This window comes from Pontibacterium sp. (assembly GCF_041587635.1).
Classification (GTDB): Bacteria; Pseudomonadota; Gammaproteobacteria; order Pseudomonadales; family Balneatricaceae; genus Pontibacterium.
Genome location: NZ_JBFGYC010000049.1, coordinates 1 through 13,735, shown reverse-complemented (window position 1 = coordinate 13,735; position 13,735 = coordinate 1). Strand labels below are relative to the sequence as shown.

The 13,735-nt window shown below is 52.1% G+C and carries 13 protein-coding genes; 6 read left to right on the top strand and 7 right to left on the bottom strand.

The window, feature by feature from the left end; genetic code table 11:
- Together ABYW01_RS04635 and ercA are read right to left on the bottom strand one after the other, a co-directional pair.
- The coding region (locus tag ABYW01_RS04635; RefSeq protein ID WP_372831347.1) for a NahK/ErcS family hybrid sensor histidine kinase/response regulator at positions 1-1,673 on the bottom strand (1,673 nt) is incomplete at its 3' end.
- A complete protein-coding gene (gene ercA / locus ABYW01_RS04630; protein WP_372831346.1) occupies positions 1,657-2,820 on the bottom strand; it encodes an alcohol dehydrogenase-like regulatory protein ErcA in 1,164 nt (387 codons plus the stop codon). The genes ercA and ABYW01_RS04635, both read right to left, overlap by 17 nt.
- A gap of 533 nt (positions 2,821-3,353) precedes the next feature.
- Here ercA and ABYW01_RS04625 point away from each other — a divergent pair.
- The 6 genes from ABYW01_RS04625 to ABYW01_RS04600 all read left to right on the top strand — a co-directional run bounded on the left by ABYW01_RS04625 (position 3,354) and on the right by ABYW01_RS04600 (position 9,466).
- Positions 3,354-4,433: a porin gene (locus ABYW01_RS04625; protein WP_372831345.1), complete on the top strand. Its 1,080-nt coding sequence runs from the start codon at positions 3,354-3,356 to the stop codon at positions 4,431-4,433.
- 193 nt (positions 4,434-4,626) lie between these two features.
- Positions 4,627-5,397: a sulfite exporter TauE/SafE family protein gene (locus tag ABYW01_RS04620; protein WP_372831344.1), complete on the top strand. Its 771-nt coding sequence runs from the start codon at positions 4,627-4,629 to the stop codon at positions 5,395-5,397.
- A 92-nt stretch (positions 5,398-5,489) separates the two neighbouring features.
- On the top strand, positions 5,490-6,008 hold the full coding sequence (locus tag ABYW01_RS04615) for a tetratricopeptide repeat protein (protein ID WP_372831343.1): 519 nt from the start codon (positions 5,490-5,492) through the stop codon (positions 6,006-6,008).
- 1 nt (position 6,009) lies between these two features.
- On the top strand, positions 6,010-7,494 hold the full coding sequence (locus ABYW01_RS04610) for a sensor histidine kinase (RefSeq protein ID WP_372831342.1): 1,485 nt from the start codon (positions 6,010-6,012) through the stop codon (positions 7,492-7,494).
- Complete coding sequence (locus tag ABYW01_RS04605) at positions 7,488-8,174, top strand: response regulator transcription factor (protein WP_372831341.1); 687 nt, start codon at positions 7,488-7,490, stop codon at positions 8,172-8,174. The genes ABYW01_RS04610 and ABYW01_RS04605 overlap by 7 nt, the downstream gene beginning before the upstream one ends.
- A gap of 89 nt (positions 8,175-8,263) precedes the next feature.
- Positions 8,264-9,466 (top strand): DUF3047 domain-containing protein, encoded by a 1,203-nt coding sequence (locus tag ABYW01_RS04600; protein WP_372831340.1) that lies wholly within the window; start codon positions 8,264-8,266, stop codon positions 9,464-9,466.
- Positions 9,467-9,511: 45 nt separating this feature from the next.
- Here ABYW01_RS04600 and ABYW01_RS04595 read toward each other — a convergent pair whose 3' ends face one another.
- From ABYW01_RS04595 to ABYW01_RS04575, 5 genes are all read right to left on the bottom strand, one after another.
- A complete protein-coding gene (locus ABYW01_RS04595) occupies positions 9,512-10,045 on the bottom strand; it encodes a nitrous oxide reductase accessory protein NosL (protein ID WP_372831339.1) in 534 nt (177 codons plus the stop codon).
- 14 nt (positions 10,046-10,059) lie between these two features.
- Positions 10,060-10,887, bottom strand: coding sequence for an ABC transporter permease (locus tag ABYW01_RS04590; RefSeq protein WP_372831338.1), 828 nt, complete (start codon positions 10,885-10,887; stop codon positions 10,060-10,062).
- Positions 10,884-11,801 (bottom strand): ABC transporter ATP-binding protein, encoded by a 918-nt coding sequence (locus tag ABYW01_RS04585; protein ID WP_372831337.1) that lies wholly within the window; start codon positions 11,799-11,801, stop codon positions 10,884-10,886. The genes ABYW01_RS04590 and ABYW01_RS04585 overlap by 4 nt, the downstream gene beginning before the upstream one ends.
- Before the next feature lies 1 nt (position 11,802).
- The gene (locus tag ABYW01_RS04580) at positions 11,803-13,146 is read right to left on the bottom strand and encodes a nitrous oxide reductase family maturation protein NosD (protein WP_372831336.1); all 1,344 of its coding nucleotides are present in this window, start codon (positions 13,144-13,146) and stop codon (positions 11,803-11,805) included.
- A gap of 131 nt (positions 13,147-13,277) precedes the next feature.
- Positions 13,278-13,735: cupredoxin domain-containing protein (locus ABYW01_RS04575; RefSeq protein ID WP_372831335.1), on the bottom strand; the 458-nt coding region annotated here is incomplete at its 5' end.

Below are 13,735 nucleotides of genomic sequence, written 5' to 3'. Positions count from 1 at the left end.
TTGTTCAGCACCGGCAGCCCCAACTCTCTGAACAGTTGTCGGCACTCGTCGCTGCGATCAGCGGTGATCACCATCGCCGGAATCTCAATACCCAACATATCACGTACATAACCGATGGCATCCGTACCCGTTTTATCATCATCCAGATGGTAGTCGGCCATCATCACTTCGGGCACGATGCCCGTGCGTTCGATCTGCTGCAACGCATCCAGCTCGTCGGTTGCCGTCATCACCTCACAGCCCCACTGCCCCAGCAATGCGGCCATACTGACGAGAATATTTTCTTCATTGTCGATCACCAATACCCGCGTCTGGTCCAGCTGATCCATCGGTACAGCCATTTGTGACGAAACCTGAACCTGACGGGATTGGTTGGTCGACAGCGGGACTTCGATCGAAAATACCGACCCGGCACCAACGACCGATTTGACCTTCACGGGATGCTCCAGCATCCGGGCGATCCGATCCACAATCGCCAACCCTAAACCTACACCCGCACGTTTGGCTTTCTTCTGATGTAACTGGTGAAACTCTTTAAAGACATCGTTCAGGCGGTCGTCAGGAATCCCGATGCCGGTATCCCAGACCTGAATCTGTACCCTATCACCACTGCGGCGACACCCCACGAGGACACGGCCTTCGTTGGTGTACCGGATGGCATTGGAGAGGAAGTTACGCAAAATACGTATTAACAAACGCGGATCGGTGGTGACCACCAGATTAGAGGGCACAAACGCCAGCAACAGCCCTGAATCCTGAGCCACCGTCTGAAACTCTGACACCAGTGGTGATAACAGGGCCTGAATACTGTATTCACCCAGATCCGGTTTAACCGCGTTCTGGTCCAGTTTTGAGATATCCAGCAGGTCGGTTAACAGCTCCTCGGCATTATCCAGCGCCATATGAACACGCTCGATCAGATGCCCGTCTTCACCCGCCAGTTCCCGCTCACGTAACGTCGATACCAGCAAACGGGCCGCATTCATCGGTTGCAGTAAGTCATGGCTGGCGGCGGCCAGATACTTATCTTTACTGGTGTTGGCCTGTTCGGCGATCTCTTTGGCTACTTTCAGTTCTTTCTGCGCGGATTCGCGCTCGGCGATCTCCCGCCAGAGCTTGTCGTTCAGGCTGACCAGTTCGTGCGTACGCGCTTCAACCCGTCCTTCCAGCTCTTCGTTAAGCTGCTTCAGGTTATCCTGCGCTTTCTTGCGCTCTGTGATGTCCTGAACAAAGGCTTCAATGACCGGTGTATCCCCATCCTGTTTCAGCAATACGTTTAGGGAGACGTTAACACTCTCACCATCTTTACGGCGCAGCTGGGTTTCGAAGCCGAAGACCTGCCCGCTCGCTTTCAGGTAACTGGTCACAAATTCGTAGTCACGTACGGACACAAACAGCTGATCATCGATGTGCTGAATCTGATCGAGAATATCTTCGGCAGAATCATAGCCACAAATTTTGGCAATAGCGGGGTTGGCCGCCCGCAAACCACCGGAAAAATCGGCCTGAAAAATACCGTGTAAGGCATTCTCAAACAGCCATTTGTAGCGGTTACGCTCGGTCTCCAGCTCTTCAAGCTTGGTAACCAGCTCAGCGTAGTAACTTTTACGCGCCGACTGGTTACCGAGACCGATCAGGTCATCAACGGTGGCCTGATCAGAGCGCTTCTTCATACACGACCTCAACGTCACGTTTGCTGGACTTCCGTGGGTTGGTCAGGATGCACGGGTCTTTCATCGCTTTATCCGACAATACCGGGATATCACTTAGACCCACGCCATTTTCTGCAAGTTTCTGGCTTAATCCTACATCCCGCTTCAGCTCAATCACGGCACTCATCAAACGCGCTTTGATCTCCGTAGGACCGAGCCCCCGCGTATCCAATCCCATGGTTTCGGCAACGACCTTAAAACGGTCCTGTGCATTGGGGTAGTTATAGGCGATAACATGCTCCAACAGCATGGCATTACATAAGCCATGCGGCAGATCGAGCCAGCCACCCAGGCTGTGCGACATTGCATGTACCGCACCTAAGATCGCATTGGAAAATGCCAGCCCCGCTTTCATCGAGCCCAACATCACTTGTTCACGCAACTGCAAGTTACTTGGATCGGCCACCAACGGCTTCAGGTTATGACTGATCAAACGGATGGCGTCCAGCGCATGCATATCGGTCAGCGCACCGGCACCGGTCGATACAAACGCTTCAATCGCATGCACCAGCGCGTCTACACCCGTACACGCGGTGAGAAACGGATCCATGGTCATGGTGGTTTCCGGATCGATCAACGCTACATCAGGGACAACCGCCTTACTGACGATGGAGATTTTCACCTTCTCCTGCTGATCGGAGATGATCGCAAACTGGGAAACGTCGGCTGAGGTACCCGCCGTAGTAGGAATAAAGATCAGTGGCGGGATTGGGAGATGAATCGTATCCACCCCCTCGTAACTGAGAATGTCACCACCGTTGGCTGAAATAATGCCAATGCCTTTGGCACAATCCATCGGGCTACCACCACCGACAGCAACAATGACGTTACAGTCGTGTTCTTTGTAGAAGTGTGCACCTTTCATCACCTCTTCCGCACGTGGGTTCGGCGAGATTTCCGTAAAGGTGACGTAATCGATACCCTGCTCTTCCAGCGACAATTCAACATCGCGTACCCAACCCGCCTGAGCTACACCCGGATCAGACACCAGCAGTACGCGGCGGGCACCAAAGGTACGCGCATAATTGGCAACAGTTTTACGTGCGCCTTCACCAAAGATGATCTCGGGTGATACGAACTTTCGAAGACTTGAAATGTCACTACTCATCGAGGCTAACTCTTAACCGGTTAGAATGCCCATCCCGTGGCACACCGGCTCCCTTTTTATTGTTATGGTCTGCTTCCACAGACACTGTTATGCGTTGTTTCGCACTCTGCTGTTCTATATAGCAGACCGTTCTTTATAAGATCTAGGATAATACACCAGTCTTCAGATGCGAATACTTCTAAGTTACTTGATTGCGTTCGCTTCTGACCTAAAGCGCACTCCCAAATAAGCCAACTTTACTATAGTGCTCTGCAACAGATGCGTAACATTCGACAGGAATAATTACCGCTACCGCACCGTGTGCATTCGCAACAAAAAGCACTACTACCGTCTCACCTAAAGCCCTACTTCCCATCGCACACCTCTGGTCTTACTTCCTGACCCACGCCATCAGTCTTAATACTCCCCCTCTTGGGAACATCACCCAAAGTGCCGGGAAATCAGCCCGAAAGCGCGATTCCTTGAAACGCCCCCGTTCCGAATAATCGGCCTATCGCAAACCAACATTCTTTTTACCTTCGAACGGGGACACCATGAAAAATAATAAATTGATGCTGAAGCTTTGCCCGGTAGCACTGTCCGTAGCTATGGCAACACAGGCGCACGCAGGCATTACCCTTTACGATCAGGAAGGCACTAGCTTCTCTGCTGACGGACACTTCAACGCATTCTTCACGGCTACAGACAACGAAGCCACTAACGAAAAACAGCAGCGTGTACGTATGGGCTTCCTGCCTAACTACATCGGCTTCAACGTTAATAAAGATATGGGTGACCTGAAAGTGGGCGGTCGTTCCTCTTTCTGGGTAACCATCAACGACGGCAGCAATCAGGTAACTGATACTGCTATCGATGTGCGTCAGTTCTACGCGACTGTAGACGGTGACTTCGGTCAGGTACTGTTCGGTAAAGACTTCGGTATTTACGCACGTACTAACATCTTCAGTGACGAACTGCTGCTGGGTACCGGTGTACCTATGGCAAACTCTGGTGGTGTGACCTTCGGTAACATCTCTACCGGTTACCCATACGCAGTGCCTAAAGCACAGATCACTTACCGCACGCCAAACATGAGCGGCTTCCAGGTAGCGGCATCCATTCTGGATCCACAGAGCGGTGAGTCCGACGACGCAAACACCAACAACTCTGTACGTTTTGAAGCTGAAGCAACGTACGCAACTGAATTCGACGGCGGTAAATTTAACGCATGGATCGGTGGTGCTTCCGGCGAAAATGAAGCCAACAACGTTGACGCTACCGGCTTAGCATACGGTGCTCGTGTATCCATGGCAGGCTTCCAGCTGACCGCTTCCGGTTTCGATCAGGAAGGTCTCAGCTCAGCGTTGGCCGACCAGCTGCTCACCGATGAGCTGGACAGCGACGGCTACCTTGTTCAGGCGTCTTACACTTCCGGCCCACACCGTTTCGTTCTTTCCCACGGCGAAACTGATACCACCAGCGCAACTAACGTTACAACGACCTCCGAACTGGATTCCGTTGCATGGTTCTACGATGTAAACAGCAACCTGAAGTTCATCGTTGAATACGATATGCATGACGTAGCAGGCGCTGAAACTGATCAGATCGCTGTAGGTGCTTCCCTGAGCTGGTAATCCAGCCCTTTTAAAAAGCACACCCTTGCCGTAGCTTCTGTCCCCCTTCCTTGAAGCTACGGCTTTTCTTGTTATGGCCGCAATACCAACCCTGACCATACTGGTCTCAGAGTTCCCGGCACGTTGGTGCTAACGGCACTTCAGCCATCCTCCTAGCCTCAAGAACACATCATTTTTTGAGCTGGAACCTCTTATGTTTGGACTGCAACTGGATCTGCCCCTCTGGCAACTGTTACCCGCCATCACCATCATTCTCGGGGCCGCCGTGCTACGCGGTTATAGCGGTTTTGGTTTTTCCTCACTGACCGTGACCAGTCTTGCACTGTTTATGCCGCCCAAAATGGTGGTACCAACCATTTTTATGCTGGAGATCGCTGCCAGTATCCACTTGCTGCCGGGGATATTTCGTCAGGTGGATCGAAAATTATTAGGGCAGCTGTTAGTCGGAACGCTCATCTGTACACCGATTGGCGTCTGGCTGCTGACCCACCTGCCGGAAGCCCATACCCGCCTGATGATCTGCCTGATGGTACTGGCATGCGCGATTCTATTGCTGCTGGGGTTTGAACAGAAGAATGCGAATCCCCGTCTGCCCATGGCCACCGGTTTTGTCTCCGGGTTAGCCAACGGTGCAGCAGCCATCGGTGGATTACCGGTAGTGCTGATGATGCTCTACACCCAGATGTCACCGATTGCCACACGCGCCACGCTGGTTGCGTTCTTTGCTTTCACCGACATCTACGCGTTGATCTGGACCGGTCATCAGGACCTGTTAACTGACGACGTAATCAGTCTCGGCATCATCTTTCTGGTTCCGATGATCATCGGCTTGAGTGTGGGCCGATTCCTGTTTAAGCGCTCAGGCCAGAAGAGCTTTCGTAATCTGGCCTTGGTGCTGCTGATCTCTGTTTCGGTCATCGGTCTGGCACGGTCGGGGTATCAGATGCTACTCGGAGGCGCATAGATTTCTTACACGCTTCTTACACACGGAGCGATCAACTTCTGTAACACTTATTCCCTGTCATTCACCGCCACAAACGATAGGGAAGACTGCTCATGAAATGTTATAGAAAGGCCCATACGTTCACTGCCAGTCTGGCGCTGATGCTCATTCTGACGAGTGGGCTGGTACAGGCAAATAATCATTCGGATGTGGATGGCTATCTGAATCCGGTGGAAGACATGCGCTACTATCTGGAACAGCTCGACCGCTTACCTGAACGTTTAGGTTTGATCTGCTGGGCAGCCTATGAGGTGCATAAAGAGGGTAAGCATGACAGTTCTATGACGTTGGTGAATGCCTGCGCTGATCGCGGCTTGGTCGCCTCCATGCTGATGCTGTCGAACCTCTATCAAAACGGCATGTTAAGCGTTGGAGAAAACGCCAGGGTATCGACGCTCTGGTTGAAGCGAGCCGCAGCCACCGGGGATAGCCGGGGCCAATACTATTATGGCCTGGCACTGCTGCGGGGTTATGGCCAACCCCAAAATAAAACCCTGGGACAACAGTGGATCGCGCTAGCAGCCAGACAAGGGATGCCTGAAGCGATCGAAGCCGAGAAACAATGGAGATAACGTGATCAGCCGGATGATTCATCACACCACCCGCCGTGCAGGCCTCCTTATCGGCGCGGTAGTACTCATCCCCTTTATGCTGGTTGTCGGGCTGGGTATTCATAGCTATCTGGCCTTAGCGGATCTGCATAAAAAGGAGCAACTCGATAACGCCGCTACAGAAGCCCGTCTGTTGCAGACACTGTTATCCGAACAACTGAATGACCTCGCCCGGTCACATCAGGCACAGGTACGACATGCACTGCTGCAAAGTGACTTCAGCGAGCTGAATCTGGTGATGAACAACAGCTCATCTGTCCATCTCATCACCGTGTACGGCGACGAAGGTTTACTCTATCCCTACCCCGGCCTTGCGCTGCCCTATACCAATGCGACACTGCTGAATGAGGTAAAAACGGATATCCGTGCCGCGCATCATCCTTTACACAATCAATTACAAGACCACCTAAACAACCGGCTATCCGATATCTGGTTACCGGTGACGACCTCCATTGGGCCTGCCTATCTGTATTGCTGGGCCCATCAGCCCCGCACCACGGTCTGCACCTTATCCCGTGCAGACGCCGTGTATGATTGGGTTTGGAATAACAGCGAACTCAGCATTCTGCGTCAGCGCTTTCATATTGATGACAGTTTTAACCATCAGGCGGCCATACCTGAGCACAGCATGCAGGTGCAATTTTCCTATAAAACGCTTGGTTTAATCATCACCCCCCTGTTCAAACCTGAACCGCAGAACACAGCATCTGATCGCTGGTTACTGCTGGCAATGATTCTGCCATTGCTGGGTTTGAGCTGCGCCATCGGTTATGTGGTCTACCGCCACTACAAAGTACAAGTATCGCGGGCTGAGACCTTGCTGAGTTGCACGCAGGATATTGCCCACGAACTGAGAACACCGTTGGGAAATATCAATCTGTATGTGGGTCTGATGCTACGTTCAGGCGTACAGTCCGATAAGGATCGCTATCAAGTGATTGTTGATAATGAAATGCAGCGTATTTCGCAGATCATCGACAACGCCACGGCACTGATGAGAGGCACGCCCACCGATCCCTGGGAATACCTCGCGCCCGCATCACACCTACAGTCGCTCAATCAGCAATATCAGCGCTTACTGCAATCATCCGGTTGCCAGCTCGTGCTGGATACATCAGACACTCAGTCGCATTGGTATCCCAAAAATGCGGTGGAACACGTGTTGTTAAACCTGCTGGACAACGCGCGTAAATATGCACCCGGAGATCTGATTACATTAGGCTCAGCGACACGCGAAGATGAGCTCATATTCTGGGTACATAATCAGCAACACTTAACCACAGCGCCTCTGCCCGCTCCTTCATCTGGACTGGGGCTCGGCCTGCAAACCTGTAAGCGCTTGGCGACTCAGTTTAACGGCCGCTTAGAGGTGACAATCACCCCATCTGGCCGTGAGTATCGACTCTGTTTACCCCTGCTCACACGAGAACCGCCATCCCCATGCTAAACGTACTGATTGTAGAAGATGATCCCCTCACCATACAGGGATTGAACACGCTACTGACATCGGAGGGATTCCGTTGCACCTGTTTCGACAACGCAGAGAATGCCCTGCAAGCCTGCCAGCAATCGAAGCCCGATCTCTGCATTCTGGACCGAAACCTGCCCGGCATGTCAGGCGATCAACTCTGCCTGACCCTGCGTGAACGTTGGCCGATGCTGCCCATTTTAGTGCTGTCAGCCAAAGGATCTGAACAAGAGCGCATAGAGGGACTCGAATTGGGTGCCGATGATTACGTGAGCAAGCCGTTCAGCGTGAACGAACTGCTGGCCCGTATTCAGGTCATGACCCGACGTATTCCGCTGTATAAATCCTGCCCTGGCGATGCCGGATTCTGGATGCATGATCTCTACATTGATACGGGCCAACTCAGGGCTGTGCGGGACAACGCTGCAGTTGAGCTCACTCCGAGAGAGCTATCGATTTTGCGCCTGCTGCATGCCTCAGCGGGCAATATCGTGAGCCGGGATATGCTGTTTAACGAGTGCTGGGGACGTGATTACTTCCCTAACAGCCGTGCCCTTGATCAGTCTATCGCGGTACTACGTGGGAAGATTGAAGCCGACCCTAAAGCACCTGTTATTATCAAAACGGCCCGCGGTTCTGGTTATCGCTATGAAACCTGACACAATCCTTACAGGTTTCTTACCGAACACTGACTGAAGTCCCGCTCCTCCTGATTACGCTAAATGCATCACGTAATGAGGAACTTTGTATGTCAGAGCACACGTCCGATCTACCCGCGAATCAACCCCGGCAGCACAATCGCAGACAGGCACTGAAATCGATATTAGGTGTCGGTGCCTTACTGCCCTGCGCGTCCGCCTTGGCACTACAAAACAGCACACCAGCTCCCAAACCCGACAAAGACTTTCACCGAAAAGTGTCACAGCTGGCAGAAAGATCAAACGCATCGATCGAGCGTCTGGTCAACTTCACACTCACCCCTGACAACCTTCCGTGGACACAAACACTGGGCGAACTGACTGCAGGGCAATCCGTCACCTTTTTGCTGAACGGTCGTTGGTGGATTGTTAAGGAGATGAATCTGTGGGTTGAACCGGGCGTGGCCTTTCATGCCCGCATTGATGGTGGACTCACGTACAACCCGATGAACAACAGCGGCACCATGCTCGCCGACCGCTCAGGCACGCTGGAGATTGCGCGCTCTGTTGGTGAGTTCATAAACCCACGCGGTGAACTGTTCACACCACAGGAACACTACATCGCAGCTGAGGGTTTGATTGAGGGCGTGGCGATTATCTGGCAGAACGATCCTTTGCAAGGCCTGATCGAGCTTTCAGCATCCGGGGATATCGACGGTTTACTTCGTGCAGAAATAAACCGTTTAAACCACGAAAGCAGCCTACCGGCCGGTTGGCACTATATGTATATGTTTGGTGATAGCGGCATCTTCACCGGCGATCATGAGGGTCATATCGACTGTCACACCCATAAAGACGTGGGGATTCTGCAATACCCGATCGAAATCACACTGGAACAGGGGCTGGGTATCTCCTGGAACTGGCTGGTCGAACGCCTTCCCGCAAACGTCGCAGAGGACGCTGCGCTGAGCCACGATTACCTGTCGATTGCGGTCGAGTTTGATGATGGCAAAGACATTACCTATATGTGGAGTGCGGCACTACCCGAGGGCAAAGTTTTTCAATGTCCGCTGCCACGCTGGAGCGAGATCGAAACCCATGTGGTGCAACGCAGTGGTAGCTCTGAACTGGGCAAAACACTGAATGAGCAGCGTGACCTGTACAATGACTATCAGCAGTATATCAGCGGTGAAGCGACACACGTGACCCGCATCTGGCTGATCGCCAACAGCGTGTTCCTGCGCAGTTCGGGTAAATGCAGTTACAGCGACATCGTTTTACAGCAAGGCGACGATGCCATAAAAGTACTCTAACGTGTTGTAACGTACGGCACCCGGCGGTGCCGTATAGGCTCTCTGTCAGTGAGTACCCGCAGAGTGCGGCTGGATGTTATTCATACTGACCAGCACATCCAATGTGATCTCGTCGAATGTGAGCACCCGCCCACCTTCCGATGCCGCAAACGCATCCGCATCCGACTGTTTAGCAAAGCTGGCTAAGGTCGGCCCCATCGCACCTTTTTTGCCGTGGCCAATCACATAGAAGGCTTTTTTGGCATCGATATAGGTATCTTCTTCAGGATGCCCCCAAGGGGTGACTGCCATATCGTGAACAAACGCCTGCTGGATGTTGTGCTGGTTTTCCGGATCAACCACAAAGGCAAACATATCCCGTGTGGAGCAGAACTTCATATTGCCCTGTATTCCGCGTGAATAAAGCTGACCTTTCGGGCCGGGATAGTTGGTAATGATCATGCCACACAGATGACACTCATCACTACTTTCGATGGCGACTGCCTGCTGCACCATGGCGGCCTTTTTATCGTCCTCACCACAACCGGATAACAGACTCAGAGGCAGGATCATGAATAAGACATAAAATAGGCGTTTCATACAAATCCCTCTAGTTACAGGCCACGGCGATTATAGATCGCCATCGCCAGCGTGACGGGCAGCGCCAGCCACACCAACAAACCGCCAAACAGCGATACGGTCGAGAATTGAGTTTGCTGCGCGATCGCCATCAAACCGCTCAGGTTCTGATCCGCAAAATAGGTGATATTCACTAAGCGGAAAATATCAGTGGGGTTCAGCAACAACAGGTACGGGAACAAAGTTTCATCTACGTTGCCCTGCGTTCCCACCAGCATCCCCAACAAGCCCAGATCAAACACCAGCACAAAGAGAAACCAAACAATCAGCGCGATTCCGGCGGCTTTGGATTTTTCCGAGACGGATGCACTGATGACATACGCTATCGCGATAAAGATCCAGCCCAGTAACATCGCGGAGAAGATAAACACCGCGTAAGGGCCAAACAGTTCCCCCCAACTGGTGGTATCAGAGAAGGCCCCCATCATCAGTGCCGATGAACCAAACCCGACCAGCGTAGAAAACGCCATCACCGCGCCTTGCCCCATCATCTTGCCCAACAGGAGCTGCCAGCGGGACAGTGGATAGGTCATGAGCAACAGCAAGGTACCGTTTTCATCCTCTCCGACAATGCCATCATACGCCAACATCAGGGCGATCAGCGGAATGATAAATACCGCCAGACTGGCGAGACTGACGATGGTGGATGACAGTGACGTAAAACCGACTTTACCAGCCGCAGCCGCGCCAAAATAAGCCAGCCCAATGGCCAGTACAGAGAAGATAATACAGATCGACAGCACCCAGCGGTTACGCAGGCCATCGTGAAACTCTTTATTCGCAACGGTAAAAATAGCACTCATCGGATGGCCTCCTGACGCACATCATGCTGACCATGGGACTCAATGAAGTGAGTGTAGAGGTCTTCCAGCGAAGGCAGATGCACATCCATATTTTCCAACCCTGGCAAACTGATCAACTGCTGCATGGTGCTCATCTTGTCCTGCAGGGCGACCTCCATACGGGTACCGGTTTCATCCTGTTGCGCATGAGGCACCAGATGATCAGGCAACGTCAGATCACCTTGCAGATGGAAGGTCGCGGGCAGATCCGCCTGATGGCGCAGGTCGTTCACACTCCCCTCTGCCAGTAGCTTACCCCGTCCCAGAATCAGCGCCCGGTCGATATACTTCTCAACCCCCGGCAATACATGGGAACACAGAATGACCGTACAGCCCTGTGCTTTCAACTGCTCGATACGGCGGTAAAAATCCTGCGTTGCAATCGGGTCCAAACCGACCGTCGGCTCATCCAGCAGCAGTAATTTGGGTTCGCCCAACAAGGCTTGTGCTAAACCCAGACGCTGACGCATCCCTTTGGAATAGGTTTTCACCCGGCGATGACCTGCCTGACTCAAACCCACTTGCTCCAACAAACTCAAACAGCTCTTTTTTGAAACGCCTTTCAAACGGGCAAAATACTGCAACACTTCCAGACCGGTGAGCTGATCGTAGAAGCTGACGTTCTCCTGCAAAAAGCCCAGCTGACGGCGCAGGTTACGCGCTTCAGATTGCGTTGGATCTTCGCCAAAAACTTTAACCTGTCCTGCGGTCGCACCGATCAACCCCAGAATCAGTTTGATGGTAGTGGTTTTGCCGGCACCGTTATGACCAAACAGGCCCAGCACTTCACCCTGCTGCAATTTTAGATCCAGCTGATGCAGAGCGGTGACGCCTTGGTAGGATTTCTCAACCTGCTGCAATTCAACAATATTCATATTAATTCTCAGCTACCTGCCCCTCTGCTGTGCCCATGGCACTGCTCGAAGGACCTAACAAATCGGGAACCGCCATCAACGGATGACTGTCCACTACGCCGGGAGATTTCAGCACCGGAAACTGGCGCTGCACCCAGCGCAGGGTTTCAACAGCCGGACTGTTGAGCAATAACTTGGCCGATGGAAATTTCCACAACAAACGGTCTACGCTGTCGTTGGGTTCATACTCCACATCCCCAATACCGTCGCCGTCCATATCCCAGCCCAGATAATCACTCCAGAAATTACCCACACCCTCATCGGACCAATCCTGCTTACGGGTGGCAACGTACTTCACCTGCTCTTTGTTACTCACAAACGCATTGCCACTTAACACGTTATCTTCCGAACCTGCCGTCAGATGAATACCCATATCACTTTCGGCAAACAGGTTGTCGCGGATCTTGTTGAACAGCGAGTTGTAGATAAACAGGGCTTTACCTTCCAGCCCAACCTGGCTGCTACTCTGCTGCATATGGGGGTTACGCGTATTCTGAATCCCCTCTACCCGATTATTCTGGATTGTAGAATTTGTGATGTAGTTCATCAGGATGCCGTAGTTGGCATCGTTCTTAGAGCGGTTGCCGATGACCGTCAGAAACTTGGACTGCATCAGCGCATACCCGGTGCGGGTCTGGTAAGTAAAATTATCCTGCACCAGGTTGTGATAGGAATACATGTAGTGCACGCCGTAACGCAGGTCGTGCAGATAATTACCGATCAACTTGTTGCCATTACTGGTATCGATGTAGATACCGTCGCGGGTATGCCAGACCTCATTATCCTGAGCCAGCAAACCTTTCACATTAAACAGATGGATACCATTACCGCGGTCGGAAGATCGTAGATTCAGATCACCTTCCACCTTGTTGGAAATAATCTGCACATCCGGAGTGGCATCAACCCAGATACCAAAACCGCCGCCGTGCAAATAGTTATGTTCGATACGAGACGTTGCCGCCGATTTAGCGACAAATATACCGGCGTTCATGTCAGTGAGATCATCACCCCAGTTTTGAATGCGCAGGTGATGGACGTAGGTTAATGGCTGACTGATCTGCAGTGCATGACCTTTATTCTGACCATCCAATACCGCACCTTTTTCACCCGTCAGCTCGATGGATTGGGGAAGAACAAAGTTGCCCGGATAGATACCTTTGGACAGCACAATCTGATCACCGGCCTGACTGTTATTCAGCACTGCTTGCAGATTCTCTGTCGGGGAAACATGTATGGTTTCCGCCTGGACAGAAAACATAACACTGATGCTCAGCACAGACATAAACCGAGCAAACCACACACCCATATAAGCCTCCAATTCAGCCTCCGGTGTGGAAAAAACACCCGGTCCGGAATAACGAGGACAGTGTATTCCGGACCGGGTTTTAAAAGTATCACCACCGTTTATACAACAGCAGTGATACGTTTTGCAGTGACTTACGCCGGTTCAACCAGCATTCGACCACGCATCTCCATGTGCAACGCGTGACAGAACCAGTTGCAGTAGTACCAGTGCACCCCTGGCTGATCCGCCATAAAGGTCACAGACGCTGTCTGCTGTGGGCTGATCTCCATCTGTGCGCCATGGTTCACCATACAGAAACCGTGGGTAACGTCTTCGATCTGGTCAAGGTTGGTGATGACCACGGTCACCTCGTCACCCTGCTTCACGTTGAACTCGTTCATACCAAAACTTGGTGCAACCGAGGTCATGTAAACACGGACCTTATTGCCTTCACGGATGATCTTGTTGTCGGTTTCCAGCGTCACGCCATCTTTCTTCGCCATTTCAACAGTCATAGCGAAGGTTGGATCTTTACGGTCGTAGAGCTTGCGTGTTTTCACCTTAGAACGGTGAACGATCATGCAATCGTGCGGCTCTGCGTACGTTGGGC